We start from the raw sequence: 20,752 nt of genomic DNA on the forward strand, positions 1-20,752 counted from the left end.
CTTCGGTTTTTGAAGTATTATACAGATGCCACCAATGAAATATTGGGGGTAGAGGCGCCGCTTATTGCCTTATCGAGCAACGTCATCTGTCGCGCGATGCAGTCCCCCAACCGGAAGCGCTGCTCGATCGTCCGTCGAGCGGCCGCGCGCATCTCGGTATGCCTTTCCGGATGACGGAGCGCTTCCGAAAGAGCCCCCGCCAGCGCATCCGTATCGAAGAAGGGCACGAGCACGCCGTTGCGACCGGAACTCACCACTTCCTGCATGGGGGCGGTATCCGACCCAATGACAAGTGCGCCGCAAGCCATCGCCTCCAACACCGACCAGGAAAGCACGAAGGGATAGGTCAGGTAGATATGAGCCGCGGAAATCTGGAACAGTTGTCGCAACACGGCATGCGGCACGACGCCCGGGAACAGGAACCTGTCTGCCGGCACGTCCAGGGACTGAAGGAGGTGATCCTTCCAGGCGCCGCCGCCCGGCGGAGGCGCGCCGTAGCTGACGCCATCACCCCCGACAAACACGAAGAGCGCGCTGGGATGCTCCCGAGCGACTTTCGCAGCCGCTGCAAGCGCCTGTGGAAAGCCTCTATAGGGCTCGAGATCGCGCGCGACGAAAGTGACGATCGGCGGATCGCCGGCTCTCAACACCCGTCCATCAGGAAGCTTGAGCGAGGCCGACGCATCCGGACGGAAGACGCGCGTGTCGACACCCTCATGGCAAACCGCAATGCGACCGCGATGCTCGGTCGGATAGAGGCTTCGTTGCCAATGGGTGGGACTGATACCGCCATCCAATGCTTCCAGCGACAAGAGCTGCGCCATGTTGCGCAGGCGCAGCCGCTTTCGTGTATCCAGATCGGGTTGGTCGTCAGGGGCAAAACCAATGTCGGCCCCTTCGGCGCGATAGAAGAATTCACAATAGCCGAGTGCTGGAACCTCAGGCAGCACGTCCTTGGCGAACATCATGCTGCCCCAGCCGGTGTGCCCGACGATGACGTCGGGCACCTGGCCCTGCTTCGCCATCGCCTCGAAGGTCTCGGCCACCCGGTGACCAATCCGGACATGATGGTCCGGAACGCCCAAATGCCTTGCCATTTGCGCATTGGCCTGCGGCCCCGGTTCCGCCCTGTGGCGAATGACCCGCGTGGACGGAATCCGCTGATCCACGGTTTCCGTCACGAGGGTCACTTCATTTCCCGTCTGCGCCAGATGCGCCGCGAGAGCGGCGAACTGGCAGAACCCGCGCCGGTGTACAAATGCTACGTGCATGTTCCTAGCCTTTTACCGATGAAAGGACAGCGTTCGCGCCGCGGCTCAAATGCCGTAGCGCGTCGCATTCCCCCAAACCAGCTCAAGCCGGTGCAGCGTTTGAAATGCGGTTTCGAGATTGCGCCGGTCCTGCTCGCCGTGGCTGAGGACCCGCTCATAGGCGCCGGCCGCTTTCCGGAGCGATTCGCAGAGCTGCCTGCCTTTTTCCGAAAGCCGGATGCGAGCCGAACGCCGGTCGCGCTGCGATGCAGCCCGGTCGATATACTCCCCGTCGCCCAGCTGCTTCAGGTAGTAGGAAACGTTGGAGCCGACATAGTGGCCACGATCCAACAGTTCGGCCACCGACACTTCGGCATCACCGATCGCGAGCAAGACCATGGCTTGCGCCGGGCCAATATCATCGACACCAAGCTTCGTCAGTTCGGCGCGCAACAGGCCGGTAAACCGCCTGCTTGCTCGTTCCATCATCCGCGCCAGCTCGAAATAACTGACCACGGACGCTTCGCTTTCCTGGTCAATACTTTCGTGTTCAGGGGCACTACCAACGGCGTCATCCCCGGGCCGGATGGTAACAGCGCCGCCAAAATCTGCGAACGGATAGAGAATCCTTTGATTCATCCCTCTCTCCAACTAAGCATTACTACGATATTCAAAAATTACTTCAAATTTTGAAGCAATTTTTCGCCCCCTTTACTCCCCCCGAATACGACTATCTTGAGCATTCCACCATTATTGTGTCACACTTATCACGGCAACACTGTGATTTAAGTGATAACAAACAAAATAGCTTCCTCAAGACCCCACCGAACTTATCCAGAAAATCGCCACGCGTGACAGCAAACGAGGCAATATGATTAGCAAGAACCAAATTGGGCCAAAGACGGCGCAAAATGGAGCAAACGATCCACGGCTGCTTATTTTGAAGGCGCGCCGCGTGTTCGTTTTGGCACTTATTTATGCAGCGCTGCTGAGCGCTTGCATCGGCATCTTGCAGCTCTCCACGCCGCTTTACATGATGCAGGTTCACGACCGGGTCCTGAACAGCCAGAGCATGGACACGCTCACCATGCTGACGATTCTGGTGGTCGGCGCGCTCATCATCTACGGCGTACTCGAATACATCCGGGCGCTGACGTTCCAGGCGATGGGCAGTGCGGTCGTGCGTTGGCTGAATTTGCCGGTGCTGACGGCTGCGGTGCAGGCTGCAGCTGATCAAGGGCTGACCCGGGCGACCCAGTCGCTACGTGACCTGGCGGAGCTGCGCAGCTTTCTCACGACCTCCGCCGTCAGTGCGCCACTCGATGCCGCCTGGTCGCCAATCTTTCTCGGCGTGCTCTTTGCGCTGCACCCGATGTTCGGCCTTCTCGGCGCCATCTCAATTGCCCTGCTCGTGTGTTGTGGATTGCTGACTGATTTGCTGACTCGCCGGCTGATGAAAGAGGCCAATCAAGCCAATATCGAGGCCGTTTCGAAAATTGGTGCGAGCTTGCGCCATGCCGAAGCAATCGAAGCAATGGGGATGCTCCCTGCGCTAGCCCGGCGCTGGCGCGCGGCACAGATGCATGCGCTGGATTCGCTTGAGGTCAGCGGCAGCCGAAGCAAGGCGATGGCGTCCATCACGCGTTCGCTGCGCTTCATGATTCAGGCGGCGGCATTGGCGACAGGCTCCATCCTTGTGATGAAGCAGGAGATCTCTCCCGGCGCGATGATGGCGACAACAATCCTGGTTGGCCGCCTTCTTGCCCCATTTGATTCGATGATCGAAAACTGGCGCCAATGGGTTTTGGCGATCGCCAGCTGGCGCCGGATCGAGGCCGCACTCAAGGAAGACCTCGCCGTACGCCAGACGATGCCCCAGCCACGTTCGCAGGGCGATCTCGTCGTCGACAAGCTGGTCTATGCCGCACCCGGTCTCGATGTGCCGATCATCAAGGGAATCGGATTTACCCTTTCGCCAGGCGAGGTGCTCGGCATCGTCGGCCCGTCGGCTGCTGGAAAGTCGACGCTTGCACGCCTGCTCGTCGGGATCTTGAAACCGACCACCGGCGGCGTCTTTCTCGACGGCAACAACGTTTATCTTTGGGAGCGCTCCTCGTTCGGGCAGATGACAGGCTACCTGCCGCAATCCGTATCGCTGCTCGAGGGGACCATCCGCGATAATATTTCGCGCATGGAGGAAGGTGAACCACAAAAGGTGCTCGACGCCGCTCGCCTTGCCGACGTGCACGACATGATCGGCCGCCTGCCACTCGGCTACGACACTCCTGTCGGGGATGGCCATCTCACGCTTTCCGGCGGCCAGAGACAGCGCATCGCACTTGCCCGCTGCCTATATGACCGCCCTCGCCTCATTGTTCTCGACGAGCCGAACGCCAACCTCGACGCAATCGGTGAACGGGCGCTGATCCGAGCAATCGAGCGCGCCCGCAACGACGGCGCAATCGTCATCATGATTGCCCACCGGCCAACCATCATGCAGGCGGCAGACAAGCTGCTCGTCCTTGAAAACGGCCGGATCACCCAGTTTGGACCACGCACCGACGTGGTTGCCTCCATGACCCCCGGCGAACCGAGACGGGAAGGCGCTTCTGCATGACAAACAAGCCAAAACTGCCGATCGCGCGGGAAGCGCAGACCGTGGTGACGACCGGTGGCCGGGAGAACCTGCCGGCCATCGTCGACAGGCCGCATCCGCTGCACGCGCTTCAGTCCGAAGTCGAGGGCAGCGCCACTGCCCCTTTGCGCGGCGTGGTCCTTGCCGGCCTCACGACCATTCTCGTCGCCTTTGGCGGCTTTTTCGGCTGGGCGTTCTCAACGGAACTCAGCAGCGCGTCGGTCGCAAGTGGCACGATCGTGGTTGATTCGAAGCGCAAGACCGTCAGCCATTTCGAAGGTGGCATCTTGAACCGGCTCCTGGTTCAGGAGGGCGACCGGGTCGCGGCGGGCCAACCGTTGCTCAAGCTGGAGGACACACGCGCCCGCTCTGATCTTCAGGCGTTGCAAAGCCGCCGCATCGGCCTGATCGCAAAACTTGCGCGCCTGCGCGCGGAGCAGACCGGACTGCAATCAATCGCCTTTCCAAACGACCTGATCGCAACATCCGATGCGACGGCCGAGGACGCGATCAAGGCGGAAACGAACTTCTTCGACAGGCGCCGCGAGGCCAAAACCGGTCGCCTGGAGGTTCAGGGCAAGACGATCGAGGAGTTTTCCGAAAAGGCGAAATCGCTGGCGGAGCAGATCCGCGCAACCGATCGCCAGATAGAACTGATTACCGAACAGCGCACATCGATCGCAACTCTGGTCGAAAAGGAATACGCGCAGCGCTCCAAGCTGATCGAGATCGACGCCAAGCTCAGCGAACTGGCCGCCACCCGCGGCGAGCTTGCGGGCAACAAGGCCCAGGCGGAAAAGGCGGAAGCCGGCGCTGAACTTGGCCTGACGGGAATCGAGAATGAATTCCAGTCGGAGATTGCCGGGGAAATCACCACGGCCCGACTTGAGCTGTCCGATGTGGAAGAGCGACTGGTCGCCGCCAAAGACGTCCTGACGCGCCTCGACATCCGCTCGCCGCAGGCGGGTATCGTCACGAACATTCAGCTACGCACACCAGGTAGCGCCGTGTCGGCCGGCCAGCCCTTGCTCGACATCGTGCCTGAGGACGAACCGCTTCTCGTCGAAATGCATGTCGGCACCCGCGACATCGACAGCATCGACATCGGCTCGAAGACGCAGATCCGGCTGACGGCCTACAACCAACGCACGCATCTGCCCCTCGACGGCGAGATCACCTATGTCGCGGCCGACCAGTCGGTGGATGAAAAATCCAACGTCTCCTACTATGTCGCGCGCGCCCGCATTGTGGCCTCATCGCTCAGCGCCAACCCCGACATTCGGCTCTATCCCGGCATGCCCGCCGAGGTGCTGATCGTCCACAAGCCACGCTCGGCGATCGAATACATGGTTTCACCGATTGCGGACAGCCTGAACCGCGCATTCCGCGAAGACTGAACGCGAACTTCAAACAACGACCAAAGCCGGCGAAATTCGATTTCGCCGGCAATTTATTTCTAAATTTGAATTGAATTCCAAGTAATACCAAAGATACTTACCCCTTATATCCCAGGGATAATCATCAAAACGACACACAATATACATCTCAGGTAGAAGATAATAATACAGTACAGCTGTCTTTATTTTGTTTTTGCTGTTGCCATATGTTTTTTTGCAGTGCAATGTCCCGGCGCTCATCCAAGGTTTGAGGCCAGAGATGGGCGTAAGCAACAACTAAGAGGAGTAGCATATGGCCACGTTGGAAGGCGGCGCGTATGATGACGCCCTTTTTGGCTCACGCTTCGACGACTTCATTCACGCCCGTGGTGGCGATGACTTCGTGAACGGAGGCAATGGCGACGACACCATTTTCGGTGACGAAGGTGATGACATGCTGTTCGGCGGTAACGGTAGCGATACGCTGTTCGGCGGCTGGGGAGATGATGTTCTCCATGGCGACAACGGGAACGATGTCCTGTTCGGCGGCCATGGCGACGACCTGCTCTACGGTGACAACGGGAACGACATTCTCATTGGCGGCGACGGCAATGACCTGTTGATGGGTGGCCGCGGCAGCGACATCCTGTTTGGTGGTGCCGGCAACGACATCATCAACGGCGGTCACGGTGACGACATCATGACCGGCGGCGAAGGCAGCGACGTGTTCGTCTTTGACGGCGGTGGCGGCAACGACGTCATCCTCGACTTCACGCCCGGCGAAGACCTGCTGCAGATTTCGAAGGACATCAACGGCCTCGACATTTCGTCTCCGGAAGATCTGGCATCGCGCGTCACCCAGGTTGGTGGCAACGTGATCATCGACTTCGGTCATGGCGATACGCTGACGCTCGTCAATGCGGACGCCGACGACATCCAGGCGAACCCGAACCACTACTTCACGATCCATTGAGATTGACCGGCGCGCCCCACTTCCTCCCATGTGGGGCGCCCTCCCTTTTCGTCCTTCAGGAGTAACGCGTGACGGCAGACGACCGTATCAGGAGCCTGGCCCAAGAATTCGCAAGTGCTGCGGCATTCAGGCTCAGCCTCGATGTTGCTGTGCTAATATGGGACGCACCTGCAGACCTGCCGGCGAAAACCAAATACGCGCTTTCAGCATCGCGGTCCCTCGTTCCACTCGTCAGCATGGCGCTTCCGCGCGCCGATGGCGGGCAGCGTGTCTTCTGGGCGATGCGCCCCGGAAACGAGCGGGAACTGGCAGAAATTGCCGTAGATCACCACGTCCTTCAGACGGTTGTCCTTGAGCCCGCTGGCCGGCTTCCGTTTCTGGACATGGCCGCGCAGTTCGCCGCACTCGTGGCGGAGGCACGCTTCAAGTTTCTCAACAACCTGCTCACTGTCTGGCGAAGTGCATTCCGGCTTTCCCGAGACGAGTTTTTTACTGGCCTGGTCGACGACGCGATCCATGCCTTAAACCTTGGTCAGCGCGCAGCGACGATTTCGTGCCGGCTTGCCCATGGCCGATACCTGGCAGAGTCGACCGTCAGCGCCGAGTTCGGCGAGATCAGTGCGATCTATGCGCTGAGCGCCGATGCCGTCCTGCCACTGCCGCAGCTATTTGCCATCACCGGTCGGGCAGAGCGAGGCTGGCGCCGTTGCCACTTCGTGCTCGAAACGCCGCGCGCCCCGCGGGCGCTTTCGCTGATGATCATGGGCAAGCGCGGGATTGCTATCCGCGAGATCGCCCATCGTGGCTCGCGCTACCCGAGCGTCCAGGAATGGTGGCCCGAGCACGGCGCGGCTGCGGGCCTGCGCGAGTTCGTCGTACGTTGCCTTTCTTCCATCCCTGAAAACGGTATGGCGCTTGCGACCGACCTGCAGCTTCGTTCGCCGTTGCCGGCGCGCCAGGCTGGAAAATCTCCTCTCCACCCGGGGGCGGAGATCGATCTCGCGCTCGCGTTGCCTGATGGGCTGCTGGTCGGCGGTTGGACGCGCGACACAAGCGGTGTGCTCTCAGGGATCGACTATCTTCAGGAAGACGGTACGGCCCTGCCGCTGGATGGCAACTGGTATGAGTTTCCCGGCTGGGCTCGTGGCGCGGAAGAAGGCTCGAAGACCGATGTAACGGGCTTTGTCAGCTGGCTGCCGATGCGCGAACCGCTCGGTGCCTTGCTGCAGCCCCGCTTCCAGATGCGGCTTGCTTCCGGCGCCGTCAAACCGCTCGTGCCGAAGCCGCAGCCCTTCGATCCAGCGACACAACGCAACCGCATCCTCAGGGCCGTTCCGCCTCAGCACGCAATCGATGCGGCGTTCCGCACGATCCTTGCGCCCGCGCTCAAGGACGTGGAGCAAAGACTGGGAAAGACGATCAGGGTCGATCAGACGAAGGACTTCGGCCCGATGCTGGAGGCGCCTTTAGTCTCGATCGTCGTGCCACTCTACCGCGTTCTCGATTTCCTGCGCTTCCAGCTCTCGGGCCTTGCCACCGACCCCTTCGTCGCCGCCAATGCCGAGATCATCTACGTGCTGGATTCTCCCGAAATCCACGATGAGACCGAGCACCTGCTCGGCGGCTTTCATCTGCTGCACGGGCTTTCGATGAAGCTCGTGGTGATGAACCGAAACGGTGGTTATGCCCGCGCATGCAATGCCGGCGCGCGCTATGCGCGCGGTTCCGTCGTCGTCATGCTCAACTCGGATGTGGTGCCCTGCGGGCCCGGGTGGCTGGAGACGCTGGCGCTGCCCGTACTCAAAGAAAGTTCGCTCGGCGCGATCGGCCCTAAACTCCTCTTCGAGGATGGATCGCTGCAGCATGCAGGTCTCTATTTTGCCCGCAACAAGCAGGACATCTGGCTGAACCATCATTTCTACAAGGGCATGCCCGGTGCCTACGCGCCTGCACAACAGGCCCGCATCGTGCCCGGCATCACCGGCGCATGTCAGGTGATGCGTCGGGAAGTCTGGGAGCTCGTCGGCGGCTATGCCGAGGACTTCGTGATCGGCGACTACGAGGATAGCGATCTCTGCCTCAAGATCAGGCAGGCCGGCTTCGACATCGTCTACGAGCCGGCTGCCTGCCTTTACCACCTGGAGCGACGGTCGATCAGCCGCAGCCAGGATTACACGCGCGGTGTCGCGAGCCAGTACAATGCATGGCTGCACACCGAACGCTGGAACGACGACATCAGTACGCTGATGCCAGCCTACCTCGGCGTCGAAGCGGCGGCTGCGCCGAGCGGTCACAAGACTGCCGCCGGGAGCGCCGCATGAACCAATCCGCACTTCGCCACGCAGACAGCCTGCAAACGGCATCGCAGCCGAACGAGGACCGTATCGACGGGATGCTTCAAACGGTCCTTAACAATCGTTTCCTGCCACAGCCCGATAGCAACAGCGTGTTCGTCGGAGACGGCAACTACCGGGCGGTCGGCGCCGAATTTTTAGGCCACTTCATCCGCATGGGTGGATTGCGGCCGGAAAGCAGCGTGCTCGATATCGGTAGCGGCATCGGCCGGATGGCGGTTCCGCTCACCCAATATCTCGACACCGAGCGCGCCCGCTACGTCGGCGTCGATCCTGTCGAAGGCGGTGTCGCGTGGTGCCGGAAGTCCGTGACGCCGGTCTACACGAACTTCACTTTCGAGCACGTCGACATTGCCCACGAACTCTACAATCCGATGGGCAAGATCAACGGCAAGGCTCTGAAGCTTCCCTATCCGGACCGGACGTTCGATTTTGCCATCATGACGTCGATCGTCACCCATCTGCCGCCGGACGAGGTGCTCGTCTACTTCAGCGAGATCAACCGGATGCTGAAGCCAGGCGGCCGGCTGTTCGTGACGGCATTCGTGGTCGATCGCGTCGCCGCGAAGAACGAAAATGGGAGGCGGGATCCACGCCTCGGTTTTAATCGCAGTGGCGATGGTCCCTGCTGGTTCGTACCGGGCCTGCCGCCGCTTGCCGCCGTTGGTTTCGATGATGGATTTCTCGATCGCGCTCTCGAACGGGCGGGCTTTTCATCCGTCCTGAAATCACTCGGCCATTGGCGCGGGCAGCATGCCGGGCACTATCAGGATGTCTTCGTTGCCGAACGCCGGGGTGCAATCGGATGAAGAAGCGCATCCTGGTCGCAGCGCACAATCACCCCGCACTCCACCCCGGTGGCACGGAGATTTTCGCGCACGACCTCTTCCGCGCCTATCAACGCGCCGGCCACGAGGTGTTGTTTCTCGGCGCCACCAACCAGACCCATCGGCAGGTGCGTCCGGGAACGAGCTTCCAGGCAATTGGCTCGGAAGGCGACGAAGTGCTGTTGTGGTCCGGTCATTTCGACCGCTTCTTCATGAGCCAGGTCGACCTTTATGGCGTCGTCCCTGACCTCACGGAGCTCTTGCGCGATTTCAAGCCGGACGTGGTCCACATTCATCACCTGCTGCTACTTGGCGCCGAGTTTCCGCACATTGTGCGGCGGACCTTGCCGGAGTGTCGCATCGTGATGACGCTGCACGACTACTATCCACTTTGCCACCATGACGGACTGATGGTGCGCACCACCGGCAAGGAGCTTTGCCACAAGTCGACGCCCGACCGGTGCCACGCCTGTTTCAAGGATATTCCGCTCGACCGCTTCGTGCTGCGCGAACAGCATCTGAAAGCCCTTCTGAGCACAGTCGACCGTTTCGTATCGCCGAGCCAGTTCTTAAGGCAGCGATACATCGACTGGGGCCTTGACGGCGAACAGATCGAGGTCATCGCCAATGGCTTGCCGCGGCGTGACGTTCCGGCGCGCAAGGATCGACAGGAGAACGACCGCCCGATCTTCGGCTATTTCGGCAACCTCAATCCCTGGAAGGGCACCACGGTCCTGCTCGAGGCGGCGCGACAACTGATTGACGAGGGCCTTCGCTTTGAACTCCGTGTCCATGGCGGCGCACCGTTCCAGAGCGATGGTTTCAAGGATGAGATCGCCCGCCTCTTTAAAAAGACGGCACCCACCGTTCAACAGCGCGGCGCCTACCGGCGCGACGACATTGCCGACCTCATTGCCGCGGTCGACTGCACCATCGTGCCTTCCATCTGGTGGGAGAACGCGCCGCTCGTCATCGGCGAAGCACAATCGCAGCGCAAACCGCTGATCGCCAGCAATATCGGCGGCATGGCCGAGATGGTTCAGGACGGCGTGAGCGGGCTGACCGTCACGCCCAACGACCCGCGAGCCCTTGCTGCCGCCATGCGCCGCATCGCGGAAAACCCGGATCTCAGGCGACGCCTTTCGGCGAACGCCCGCAAACCCGATGATATCGACGCCACTGCCCGCCGCTATCTCGCGCTCATCGACACGATAGAGCCGGCACGAACCGCCGCGGCCTAGAGGAAAGACCATGTCTGTAGCAGCCGACAAACCCGATGTCGCACCGGAACAAAACAATGCAAAGCCCCTGAAGGGCCGCGTGGACGCGATCGACCAGGGCCGGGTCTTCGGCTGGGCATTCGATCCCGAGACGCCCGAAAAGCGGCTCGCCATTCGCGTGCTTCTGGATGGCAAGGTGATTGCCGAGGCGCTCGCGGACCGCAACCGGTCCGACCTCAAGCGCAACGGAATCGGCGACGGCAACCACGCCTTCGAGATCGCGCTGCCTGACATGGCAAGCGCCCGCGCCGCCGAACTGGTCGTCATGGCCTCGACGGAAAAAGGCGGCGAGCTGCCGCTCCGTGTTCCGAAGCCGGACGAGCAGGCGGCCGAAGCCTTGATCGCCGCGCCACTGGCAAAGGTCCTCGACAAGCTCGACATGTTAATGGCGGCACAGCGCCAGCTTCAGGTCTCGCAACGCTCGGCCATCCGCCAAAAGCTCGACGATGGCGATGAAGGCGAAACGGCCGGCCTTGCGGCGGTTAGTGATGATGTTGCAAGCCTGCGCGCGGAAATCACCCAACGATTGACCGATCTCGACGTGCACCTGATGCGTCTCGATGGGGTTGTGGCGGGCATGGAAAAGAGCCTCAATGCGCTGAAGCAGCGCTCGAACGGGGACCTGAAGCCAGCCTTTCTGCTTCTCTTCGTGCTTGCGGGCTTTACCGCGGGTGCGATCCTGACAGTTCTACTGCGGACCTGAGGGCGTCTCATGCCCAATTCAGAGCTTTCCCTTTCACTGAGCCCCGCACCGCTTGCCCGGATCATGCGCAGCGGACGGGTCGTGGTGTGCCCGATCGACGAAGCGCTGCTATTGGTAATCGGCGCCGGCGGCCCGTTGGCAGATCAACTGCCGGTCGAGATCGACGAAGACCCCGGGACCCAAGCGATCGCCGCCATCATCGGCTGGCGGCTTTCCGCACCGCAGGCATCCGCCACCCATGGTTTCGCGGCGCTCGTCCCTATCGATCGCGCGCGCAGCATGCCTGCGACCCTGCGCTTCGGAAGGGATGGCAGCGGCAAACGCTATATCGTTGCACCACGGACCGTCTCTACAAACGATGTCGCCGCGAGGCTCAAGGACCTCGCCGGCCCGCAGGTCGTCCACGTACTCGGCCGCCTAGTCGATGTTTTGTTGAAGCCGCCGCTCGATCCACGAAAACTCCCGGCGATTACAACCCTGCTCAAGGCGGGAACCGCAAGGGACGGCTATATCGAATTGCTCGGAGAGAGCCATGAAGATGCGATCGCGCTCAAGGGCTGGGCCCACGACATCACCGCCGGCCCTTGCCGGGCCATCATCAAGGCAGAAAACACATCGGTTGCCGAATGCAGCATCGCGGTCTTCCCGCGCAACGACGCACCGGAAGATGCCGTCGGCTTTCTCGGCCTCTTAGCCGCCGAGGGCCTACCGCGCGCGCGCGACATCCAGGGGGTTTTCTATCGCGGCCGGGGCGCCTGGCGCTACGCAGCGGTCCATGAACGCAAGGTCATCGCCGGCCCCCTAGAAACACCCGGTCATATCCGTACGATGCTGCTTCAAAGCCAGAGTTCACCGCAGGTTCTGCTGCGCCTGCGCGAAGCGGCCAACGGTTTCGATGGCACCGAAACGATCTCAAGTCTCCCCGTTCCGGTCCGGCTCGGCATCGACGCGCTCTACCAGGGCGATGAAGGCACTTTTCTGATCTCGGGCTGGATGCTCGATCCGGACGATCATGTGCAGAGCGTTCGGCTGCGTCGGGGGCGCGCCGAAGCGCGTCTTGATGGCGCCTGGACCCGCACCGAGCGGCTGGACGTGGAAGATGCCTTCGTGGACCGGCCGGAGTTCAAGGGCGCGATATCCGGACATCGCCGTTCACACGGTTTCATCGCTTTCGCGGATGGCCTCGTGGGCGATCCGGCAGCGCCGCTTCACCTCGAAGTCACCCTTCGCGATTCTCGTCGCGCCTATATGCCGCTTCACCCGACACGGCTGTCGGCAAGGCATTCGGCGCTGCGGCTGCTGAACGCGATCGATCCCACCAGTTGGGCCTTGCCCGATATCGTCGATCGCCAGATCGTTCCGTTCATCAGTGCGGCTCGCGCTGATGCTCCGACCATCGAGACCGTCATAGACATTGGCCGCTTCGGTGAGGCTGTGGGGGCAGCAATCCTTGTCGCCGTGGGAGAGGCCGAGGAGGATTTTTCCGCGCTATTGGGCCTTCTGGCGCTCGATCCGCATACGCGGCAGGCACCGATCGTGCTCGTCCTGCAATCGGAACAGTTTCGCCGGCGCGCCGCCGGCATCCGGCGACTTGCGGAATTCTATCGCTTGCCGCTGCGTCTGGTGTCCGTCGAGGGTTCAGGCGATGCCAGCGATCTTGCCCGGACTGCGGCTAAGGCAATCGACAGTGAAACCGTCATCCTGCTTTCCGCATCTCTGACGCCGGCCAATCCCGGGTGGTACCAGACGCTCATTTCGAACTATGAAACCAAGATCGGGAGCATCATCTCGCCAACCCTTGCCTATGAGGACCATTCGATCCGTTGGGCCGGAAGCGCCGCTCTCGATCGCGCTGATCATCTGCAGTCGAGCCGGTATGCCGGCTATCCGGTCGGCGCCGTGAACCGCTTGAAGCTGACACGGGTTGCGACCGCGTCCCTTGAATGCTGCATCATGCCTCGCAAGGCGCTTCTCGACGAGATCGGCGCATCACCGACCTATCTCGGTGCTTCTCTCAATGGGCTCGATCTCGCCTTGAGGCTGAGCCGCCGCGGCTACGAATCCTATTGGCTGCCCGCCCTGCAGATGCTTGGCTCCGATGAGCCGTCCGGAGCTGTTTCACCGGCTACAGCGAGATACGTGGAGCGTGTCGATCAGACGCTCTTTCGTAGCCGCTGGATGCAGACTGTCGAAACGGAAAATCCTACCTACAACGAGGTTTCGGCATGAGCGAAAAACTCCGCGTGCTGGTCGTCTCCCACGGCCACCCGACCCATTCGCTGGGTGGCGCCGAAATCGCCTCCCATGGCTTGCACAAGGCATTGAACGGCTTGCCCGGTGTTGAGTCGATCTACCTCGCCCGAGTCGGCAATCCCGTGCCGCGCCATGGCGCTTCCGCGCTGATGAGCCTTCGCCTGGCGATGGACGAGGTGCTCTACCACGCCGAGGACTTTGATCATTTCTTTCTGTCGAATGGGGATACCGACGCGATCGGCCGCGACCTCTTGCGCTTCGTGGGGGACATCAAGCCAGACATTGTCCACTTCCACCATTTCATCGGCTTCGGACTGGAAGCGCTGTACGCCGTGCGCGACGCCCTGCCGAAAGCGCGCATCGTTGTGACCTTCCACGAATACCTCTCCATCTGCCACAACCACGGGCAAATGGTGAAGCGGCCCTCCGGCCAGCCTTGCAACAGCGCCTCCCCGATCAGCTGCCACACATGCTTTCCCGAAATTCCGGTGTCGCGCTTCGTACGGCGCGAGCAGTTCGTGCGAGGCATGCTGAACCTTGCCGACGCCTTCATCGCCCCGAGCGCCTTTCTTGCCAATCGCTATGTCGAGTGGGGCATCGCGGCCGAGAAGATCTTCGTGATCGAAAACGGCATCGTCATGGGTGAAAAGACGCCGGCTCGGGAATTGCCTTCTCCGGCAGCGCGGCGCAACCGCTTTGCCTATTTCGGGCAAATGACGCCTTTCAAGGGCGTTCACGTGCTGATCGACGCTGTGTCCCGCGTGCCGGAGGATATCTGGGGTGACGATTCCACGCTAATGATCTTCGGCGGCAACCTTGAGCGGCAGCCGACTGAGTATCAGGACCGCGTGGCGAAACTGATCGAGGACGCCGGCCGTCGGGTTCGCTTTTACGGCGCCTACCATAACCAGGACATGCCCAGGCTGATGCGCTCGGTCGATTGGGTGGTCATGCCTTCCGTCTGGTGGGAAAACTCACCGATCGTCATCCAGGAAGCCCTGCACCATGGCCGGCCGATCATTTGCTCCGACATCGGCGGCATGGCCGAAAAGGTCCGCGACCGACTGGATGGCTATCACTTCCGCGCCGGCAGCGCACAAGACCTTGCCGACCGCCTGATCGACGTGCTGAGCACACCCCGATCCTGGGACAACCTTCGGGCAACACTCAGGCGCCCGATGAGCCATGTCGACTGCGGCCGCGAGCATGTCGCGCTCTACCGGAAACTGCTCAAGGAGGAGCAGCCGGCTCACCTGAACACCGCGGTGGCCTAGACCGAACGCACGCACGCTCCCCGTCACGCCCCTGCAGCCCACAGGCAACGAACTTTCAGCGTTATCATTCCAACCGATATTAAACAGTGGAATGACCTGGCTTTTTGAACATGAAGCGGAACGATCGAGCCGTGTACGGCTCCGTAATCGAATCAATCGCCGCTTGGGCCCCACCATCGATGGAAGTGATCAACTGGTCCCCGCCCCTGCCCGATTTTGAGCGCTGCTGCGGCAACAAGCGCGTCATGCAGATAGGTCTTGGCAGCGATAACCGCGTCTTCAAGTGTCTGCCTACGGGCAAGACCAGCGGCGATCGCGGCAGACAGCGTGCAGCCGGTGCCATGATCGTTCCTCGTTTCAACCCGCGGGCGCGACAGGCGCAAGGGGGTGTCCCCGTTAAAGAGGATATCAACCGCTTCGTCGCCCTTGGCATGCCCGCCTTTCATCAGCACGGCGCGCGCACCAAGCTTCAGGAGCATCTCCGCTTGGCGGGCCATTTCCGTCTCGTTCTCGGCAATCGCGCGGCCCGTCAACAGAGCCGCTTCGGGCAGGTTGGGCGTCACGATAAGCCCAAGCGGCAGCAATTCCTCCTTGAGCGTCGCGATCGCATCCGGACGTAACAAAATGTCACCTGAAGTGGCGACCATCACCGGATCGATGACTGCTAAATGCCCGTATCGCTTCAGGCCGGACGCGATCGCAGCAATGGTCTCCTGGCGGGACAACATTCCGACCTTCGCAGCGCCAACCGCGAGATCCGAAAACACGGCATCGATCTGAGCTGTAACAACAGCCGGAGAGATATCCTCGACGGCCGCGACCCCGCGGCTGTTTTGCGCGGTGATGGCCGTGATCACGCTGGCACCATAGACGCCGAGCGCCGAAAACGTCTTCAGATCCGCCTGGATACCGGCACCGCCACCGGAATCTGAGCCTGCGATGGTAACGGCGATAGCGGTCATGCCTGGTTCCGCTGAAATGTAGAAGCAGCTCCAAAGATTGCGAACGCGCTCTCAAGCCACCGGCTCAAGCACGCACGAACTGAGGTGGGTCTTCCAAGCAATCTGGAGGAATCCGACAGATCGAGCCCTTGGGTTGGACGCCCCGCCCCCCGGAGTTCTTCGTCGCTACATTCTGAACGGCGTATTGGCACCAACGATCTCCCGAAACCAAAATGATGGAGATCCAGATGAACGGCGAAGACGCGGGGGTGCCAGAGAGGCCCTTGCCGTTCCTACGCCGGTATGATCCGGATCAGGTTCAAGGGTCTGGCTCACCGCCATCTCAGCACCGTCAGGTGCGCCCCTCGGCAGGCATGAATGCTATGGGAGCGTGGGAGGGGATGTCAATTGCTTGAGTTCAGCAGGCGCGTATGTAAGCCGGTTCGATGCGGGCGAAGGAGGCCCTTAAAGGATACAAACAGAAAAAGGCCCCTTTTGCCTCAAGAGCATAAGGAGCCTTCCGTCTGAGCGTTCGACTTCACAGACGCTGGTAGACTAGCCACGTCAAGGCCGTTAAGGCAAGGGGGTTTGGAACGCGAACCTATGCAATCCCGGAGTGATTTGGTCGGCAGTACTGCCGTTTCACTCAGTGGTGACGCGCCTTCCACGCAGAACGTTAGATGTAAGGCCTCATCGCATCAATATCACCGCAATGCTTTGAGAATTGCACTTGCTCGGGCCAACGCCACTTCGGCTGCGCGCAGTTCGAGTGTGACAGACAGAATATCGCGGTGTGCCATTGCAAGCACTACCTGCAACACTTCATCAGAGTTTCTGGCCAGAAAAATGAGGTGCCATCCGTCGGGGCCGCGATCGCGAGGACCCGGCCGTCTTTCATTTGCTCGACGGCCACGTTCGTCTCGACGTGTTCAAAAAGCTTGGCCAAACCGAAGTATCACCGAGCGGGCCACACGCGGTCGAAAAGCAGAAAGGTCGATGACGGCGCCTTGAACCGAGCGCCCTCGGCCACGACCATTGCGCGTCGTATGTCCATCCGTCGCGACGACCTCTCCAAATCTGAGACCGTAACTGTTGTGGCGATTGAGGGCGCCGTTCTGCTGCTCGTTGAGGCGGGGGAAGCCATCGCCGACTTCCAGGCGATGATCCGCAAGAAATCCCTCGCTGATCTCGATAATAGTTGGAGAGAGACAAAATGGGGTTGATCGCCTCATTCGCCAACGGCGTCGTCAAAGATCGTGCAGCCGTCAGCGCCGCAATCACTTCACCATGGCCGAACGGCCTGACGGAGAGGCAAGATCACCAAGCTCAAACTTGTTAAACGCCAGATGTATCAAGCACAAAGATTGACCTGCTCCAAGCCCGCGTCATCGGAACGGGATAAATCTATCACCACCAAAACTGCGTCAGTCGTGAGCCCCGACACCCGCTGCGGAGGCCGATTAGGACGCTTTGTTGCGACCCCATCGGAGTCGCTCAATTTTTTCGTGCACACGCCAAGCCAGAGATGCCCGCATCCGCTTAAGTTCGCCTGCCAACCGTTCGACTTCGGCCGCCAGACGCCCGGATTCGTTTAACGCTTCGTTGAGGCGATTGTCCAAAGACTGAATTTTCTTTCGGCACGCTTCTATTTCCATGTCCGACGTTGCCCGCCCGTCTTCCGCTACTCGCGCGTGGGCTTGATAGGTCGCAGTTTCCGTGCGCGCTGCTGCAAGCTCATTCTGCATAGTCGCGGACTTTTCGTTCGCAGCCTTCAATGCTGGGCGAATAATTTGCAGGTCGTCCCAGGCCAAGCGAGCAGTAAGATCTCGCCCCGCCTGCCGGATTGCGGCAGTCCACTCCTCTGGGTTGGCGTTTAGGAGGTCCGCGTACGCTTGCTGCTCCGGTTGCCCCGAGGGGATTGGTACCCGTAGTGCTGCGGGCCACCAATCAGCAACATCTGCGATAGAGAGCATACTCCCCAATTGCCCCATCCCAGATTCTCGAGAGCGCTTCCATTTGGCAGAGAAGTGCAACACCGTGGGCTGCCGACAATGGGCCACGGCGGGCTCGGGGTTTTCACGGACTATGCGCTGCCATAGGCGCCAATCGGCAGCAGCCGGAAGGTCTTCCGGCCAAGCATCCAGTGAAGGCAGGCTATCAGCTCGATAAAGAAAGCAGCTCGCCGGGATCGTATTCTTGCGCTCCATAAAATGCGAGAGTTCGTCCGGCATTTCAAGGTTCGTTAGGAATGGAGCAGCTATGCCGTCGGTCGAAACCCATAAGGCCTGACTGTGAGCAATTGCGGCGCCGTGTCCGAGAGCCTTTATCAGCAGTTCAAAATGGTCCCGCAATACAATGTCATCATCCGCGGCAAAGCCTATGAACCTCCCCCGTGCCTCGCGAAGAGCGATGTTCCGGTTCGCATAGCCGAAGTAAGGCGCCTTAGGTAAGTCGAAGAAACGGATTCGATCGTCGTTGAAACCGGCAACTACATCCGCCGTCCCAGGGGCGCAGCCGTCCCCAATAACAAGGAGCTCGAAATCATCAACGGTTTGCTTCAAGACAGATTCTATCGCGATCCCGATGACATCGACCCGCGTATGGGTCGGCATCAGAATGGAGACTAGAGGCCGGCTCACCATCCCTTGGCGTTTCCAAAGCTATACGGGATCAAGTCGGTATCTATTGGAAGCCTATACTTATCAGGGTTCGAATGGTCATATTGGATGGTTGGAAAATTCACCACTACCACATCGGACGTTCCGATGTTTCGGTCCGCATGCCAAACAAACTTGGGTACGTTTACGAGTCGAGGTCGGCTACCTGACAGGTAGACCTTGCAGATTTTGCCGCACGTGCTCGACTCTGGCCGCGGATCGTACAGTACGAGTTCCAATTCGCCACTCAGAACGAAATAGCGGTCCTCGTGCCGCTTGTGCAGCCCCCACCCCTTCACCATCCCGGAACGGATTGTGAACACGTAGGAAAAAACAAGTGGATCAGGATGCCAACCCCATCGAGGGTCGTAGATCTCCGTCACGCTTCCTCGATCGTCATCATGCCTGATACTCTCGTGGAACGACATGCCATCCAACAGAGGCGCTGTGCTCCGCCTTTGTTCGTCGACAGTTCGCTGATCTTGCACCGCCGCCTGCAAAGTCATCTGAAGCAGATCAGAATTACTGGCGCTTAAGTCATCCCGCATTGATACTGCCCCTTCGTTCGGGTGAGTTTGTATTACATAGTTGTTTTTTGCGCGCCACTGAGTTTCAGCAACAGCACAAGGCCGTACAAAGCGAAATGCAGGCGGCGGCGCATCAATTTTAACCAATGCTGGGCCCATTCCCGAAATCATTCTAGCGCGCCTTCCTCTCAAAGGAGCAACCGATGGCCCTACTTTAGGCTAGTCGTTCATATCGGAGGCTCGATGCGTGGCACTTGCGCCGGTGTTTTGCCACCTGCAAGCGGCTTGCACGACGATACCGAGGAACTTCGATATGTCTTTCGTTTGGTGGCGCGAAACATAGATGATGACCCGATTCTTTACAATTTCGCTAAATTGGGTCACTACTACGGAAGCAAACAAATAGCGAGAGCAAGAGAAATTCTCAACCAAGAGTCGCATTTATTGCACTCATGCGGACTGCGGTCTCCGCTCCTCGTCGCCGGCGAGCAGATAGAACCGTCCGTCGGTTCATGGCTCCACCAACTGTCAGGAAGATATCGGGGCGCCTATCGGACGTTCGCGAAAGCATCTTAAACGCGTTTAAGTGGGAGTAGTTCGTGACCAAGCTCTTCAAAAGTTATGAGGGTTTTTGCCCTATTTGCCAAACGAAGACGACGTATCAGGCCACGAACAATTGGTTCCGCGGAACTTTGACATGTATGTCTTGCCCTAACGGATCGGTTCCACGCGAGAGGGCTCTGGCGCTTGTTCTAGAGGAAGCGCTGCCGAATTGGCGCGACCTCAAAATTCATGAGTGTTCGCCAATTGACCGCGGTATTTCTGTGAAGCTTAAGCGGGAAGCCAAGGACCTCATTCAGACGCAATTCTACCCCGATCTGCCGCGTGGCTCGACCACAAGGAAATTCCGAAACGAGGATCTTCAGAAACTCACGTTCCCGGCCAACACTTTCGATCTGTTCATCTCCCTCGACGTGATGGAACACATCCCCGATCCAAAGGCGGCCATTTACGAAATCTGGCGGCACCTGAAGCCCGGGGGCTATATGCTCTGCACGTGGCCCGTTCGTAAGTATCAGGTGGAGGCGATCGACCACCGCGTTGCTTTCAATGAGGACGGCACCATCAAAGAGTACCTGAAACCGGAAGAGTGGCACGGCAACCCAGTGGACGCGAAGGGCGCCCTAGTCACCGTCGACTATGGATATGACATTCATCAGGCCATCGCACTGTGGGCGCATTTCGATGTTCGCGTTTACCGTTTCAACGATCATAAGCACGGTATTCTCGGAGAATACACTGAAGTCTTCCTGGCCCAGCGAAGAGTCTTTAGTAACCCAGCTTAGTTAATTTCCAAGAATGTTGTTCAGTCTTTGGAGTGGCGTCAAACCTCTGAGTGGTGTCTGGTGAGTTGTAGGCGTCGATCCATGGTTCGATGGCTCCGTTGCGTGTTGCGTGCGGTCGAGGAGGGATATAGCTTGGCGCAGGCCCATTCTCTGAGCGAGGCCTGGATGAAGCGTTCGGCTTTACCGTTGAACTGCCCCCCCTTTCGACCGGACAGTCGGCATAAGCAGAAAGGCTCAAGCACAGGCTTGAGGACAGGCTTATGTCTAACGAGTATCGACATGTTGAATTGCTGACGGGAGATGTCCGCCGCAGGCGGTGGAGTTGCCCCCAAAAGACCGGACGTGCTCAGGTTTGA

Annotated in this window: 16 protein-coding genes and 1 riboswitch; of the genes, 11 read left to right on the forward strand and 5 right to left on the reverse strand. The window is 59.9% G+C overall.

All coding sequences use genetic code 11. From position 1 onward, the window contains the following. Positions 1 to 17: 17 nt before the first annotated feature. Both LAC81_RS34050 and LAC81_RS34055 read right to left on the reverse strand, forming a co-directional pair. Complete coding sequence (locus LAC81_RS34050; protein ID WP_223728982.1) at positions 18 to 1,271, reverse strand: glycosyltransferase family 4 protein; 1,254 nt, start codon at positions 1,269 to 1,271, stop codon at positions 18 to 20. Between the two features lie 45 nt (positions 1,272 to 1,316). Further along, positions 1,317 to 1,901, reverse strand: a complete 585-nt coding sequence (locus LAC81_RS34055) for a MarR family transcriptional regulator (protein ID WP_419196086.1) — start codon at positions 1,899 to 1,901, stop codon at positions 1,317 to 1,319. 220 nt (positions 1,902 to 2,121) lie between these two features. Here LAC81_RS34055 and LAC81_RS34060 point away from each other — a divergent pair, with 220 nt between their 5' ends. The 9 genes from LAC81_RS34060 to LAC81_RS34100 all read left to right on the forward strand — a co-directional run bounded on the left by LAC81_RS34060 (position 2,122) and on the right by LAC81_RS34100 (position 14,925). Next, positions 2,122 to 3,867 (forward strand): type I secretion system permease/ATPase, encoded by a 1,746-nt coding sequence (locus LAC81_RS34060; protein ID WP_223728983.1) that lies wholly within the window; start codon positions 2,122 to 2,124, stop codon positions 3,865 to 3,867. Continuing rightward, the gene (locus tag LAC81_RS34065; RefSeq protein ID WP_223728984.1) at positions 3,864 to 5,282 is read left to right on the forward strand and encodes an HlyD family type I secretion periplasmic adaptor subunit; all 1,419 of its coding nucleotides are present in this window, start codon (positions 3,864 to 3,866) and stop codon (positions 5,280 to 5,282) included. The genes LAC81_RS34060 and LAC81_RS34065 overlap by 4 nt, the downstream gene beginning before the upstream one ends. 292 nt (positions 5,283 to 5,574) lie before the next feature. Then, positions 5,575 to 6,234, forward strand: a complete 660-nt coding sequence (locus LAC81_RS34070) for a calcium-binding protein (protein WP_223728985.1) — start codon at positions 5,575 to 5,577, stop codon at positions 6,232 to 6,234. A gap of 68 nt (positions 6,235 to 6,302) precedes the next feature. Further along, positions 6,303 to 8,555, forward strand: a complete 2,253-nt coding sequence (locus LAC81_RS34075; protein ID WP_223728986.1) for a glycosyltransferase family 2 protein — start codon at positions 6,303 to 6,305, stop codon at positions 8,553 to 8,555. Then, positions 8,552 to 9,397 carry a class I SAM-dependent methyltransferase gene (locus tag LAC81_RS34080; protein ID WP_223728987.1) on the forward strand — a complete coding sequence of 282 codons (846 nt, stop codon included), beginning with the start codon at positions 8,552 to 8,554 and terminating at the stop codon, positions 9,395 to 9,397. The genes LAC81_RS34075 and LAC81_RS34080 overlap by 4 nt, the downstream gene beginning before the upstream one ends. Next, the gene (locus LAC81_RS34085) at positions 9,394 to 10,656 is read left to right on the forward strand and encodes a glycosyltransferase family 4 protein (RefSeq protein ID WP_223728988.1); all 1,263 of its coding nucleotides are present in this window, start codon (positions 9,394 to 9,396) and stop codon (positions 10,654 to 10,656) included. Before LAC81_RS34080 ends, LAC81_RS34085 begins: the two co-directional genes overlap by 4 nt. 10 nt (positions 10,657 to 10,666) lie before the next feature. After that, complete coding sequence (locus tag LAC81_RS34090) at positions 10,667 to 11,398, forward strand: hypothetical protein (RefSeq protein ID WP_223728989.1); 732 nt, start codon at positions 10,667 to 10,669, stop codon at positions 11,396 to 11,398. 9 nt (positions 11,399 to 11,407) lie between these two features. Next, positions 11,408 to 13,627, forward strand: a complete 2,220-nt coding sequence (locus LAC81_RS34095) for a hypothetical protein (protein ID WP_223728990.1) — start codon at positions 11,408 to 11,410, stop codon at positions 13,625 to 13,627. Continuing rightward, positions 13,624 to 14,925, forward strand: a complete 1,302-nt coding sequence (locus LAC81_RS34100; RefSeq protein WP_223728991.1) for a glycosyltransferase family 4 protein — start codon at positions 13,624 to 13,626, stop codon at positions 14,923 to 14,925. Before LAC81_RS34095 ends, LAC81_RS34100 begins: the two co-directional genes overlap by 4 nt. A gap of 152 nt (positions 14,926 to 15,077) precedes the next feature. Here the strand turns inward: LAC81_RS34100 and thiD are convergent, their stop codons facing one another. After that, a complete protein-coding gene (gene thiD / locus LAC81_RS34105; RefSeq protein WP_223728992.1) occupies positions 15,078 to 15,887 on the reverse strand; it encodes a bifunctional hydroxymethylpyrimidine kinase/phosphomethylpyrimidine kinase in 810 nt (269 codons plus the stop codon). A 252-nt stretch (positions 15,888 to 16,139) separates the two neighbouring features. Continuing rightward, a riboswitch (TPP riboswitch) is annotated at positions 16,140 to 16,242 on the reverse strand. A gap of 631 nt (positions 16,243 to 16,873) precedes the next feature. Here thiD and LAC81_RS34110 point away from each other — a divergent pair. Next, complete coding sequence (locus tag LAC81_RS34110) at positions 16,874 to 17,089, forward strand: hypothetical protein (RefSeq protein ID WP_223728993.1); 216 nt, start codon at positions 16,874 to 16,876, stop codon at positions 17,087 to 17,089. Positions 17,090 to 17,326: 237 nt separating this feature from the next. Here LAC81_RS34110 and LAC81_RS34115 read toward each other — a convergent pair whose 3' ends face one another. Together LAC81_RS34115 and LAC81_RS34120 are read right to left on the reverse strand one after the other, a co-directional pair. Next, complete coding sequence (locus LAC81_RS34115) at positions 17,327 to 18,508, reverse strand: glycosyltransferase family A protein (RefSeq protein WP_223728994.1); 1,182 nt, start codon at positions 18,506 to 18,508, stop codon at positions 17,327 to 17,329. Then, positions 18,502 to 19,221 (reverse strand): dTDP-4-dehydrorhamnose 3,5-epimerase family protein, encoded by a 720-nt coding sequence (locus tag LAC81_RS34120; RefSeq protein WP_223728995.1) that lies wholly within the window; start codon positions 19,219 to 19,221, stop codon positions 18,502 to 18,504. Before LAC81_RS34120 ends, LAC81_RS34115 begins: the two co-directional genes overlap by 7 nt. A gap of 428 nt (positions 19,222 to 19,649) precedes the next feature. Between LAC81_RS34120 and LAC81_RS34125 the strand changes: the two genes are divergently transcribed. Beyond that, entirely contained in the window at positions 19,650 to 20,396 is a 747-nt protein-coding gene (locus LAC81_RS34125) for a methyltransferase domain-containing protein (RefSeq protein ID WP_223728996.1), read from the forward strand. Positions 20,397 to 20,752: the final 356 nt, after the last annotated feature.

Source organism: Ensifer adhaerens (assembly GCF_020035535.1).
Taxonomy (GTDB): domain Bacteria; phylum Pseudomonadota; class Alphaproteobacteria; order Rhizobiales; family Rhizobiaceae; genus Ensifer.

Coding starts and splice junctions, on each gene's coding strand:
- LAC81_RS34090 (WP_223728989.1), top strand. CDS start 10,667: ATGTCTGTAGCAGCCGACAAACCCGATGTCGCACCGGAACAAAACAAT.
- LAC81_RS34070 (WP_223728985.1), top strand. CDS start 5,575: ATGGCCACGTTGGAAGGCGGCGCGTATGATGACGCCCTTTTTGGCTCA.
- LAC81_RS34065 (WP_223728984.1), top strand. CDS start 3,864: ATGACAAACAAGCCAAAACTGCCGATCGCGCGGGAAGCGCAGACCGTG.
- LAC81_RS34085 (WP_223728988.1), top strand. CDS start 9,394: ATGAAGAAGCGCATCCTGGTCGCAGCGCACAATCACCCCGCACTCCAC.
- LAC81_RS34060 (WP_223728983.1), top strand. CDS start 2,122: ATGATTAGCAAGAACCAAATTGGGCCAAAGACGGCGCAAAATGGAGCA.
- LAC81_RS34115 (WP_223728994.1), bottom strand. CDS start 18,508: ATGGTGAGCCGGCCTCTAGTCTCCATTCTGATGCCGACCCATACGCGG.
- LAC81_RS34100 (WP_223728991.1), top strand. CDS start 13,624: ATGAGCGAAAAACTCCGCGTGCTGGTCGTCTCCCACGGCCACCCGACC.
- LAC81_RS34080 (WP_223728987.1), top strand. CDS start 8,552: ATGAACCAATCCGCACTTCGCCACGCAGACAGCCTGCAAACGGCATCG.
- LAC81_RS34050 (WP_223728982.1), bottom strand. CDS start 1,271: ATGCACGTAGCATTTGTACACCGGCGCGGGTTCTGCCAGTTCGCCGCT.
- LAC81_RS34120 (WP_223728995.1), bottom strand. CDS start 19,221: ATGATTTCGGGAATGGGCCCAGCATTGGTTAAAATTGATGCGCCGCCG.
- thiD (WP_223728992.1), bottom strand. CDS start 15,887: ATGACCGCTATCGCCGTTACCATCGCAGGCTCAGATTCCGGTGGCGGT.
- LAC81_RS34095 (WP_223728990.1), top strand. CDS start 11,408: ATGCCCAATTCAGAGCTTTCCCTTTCACTGAGCCCCGCACCGCTTGCC.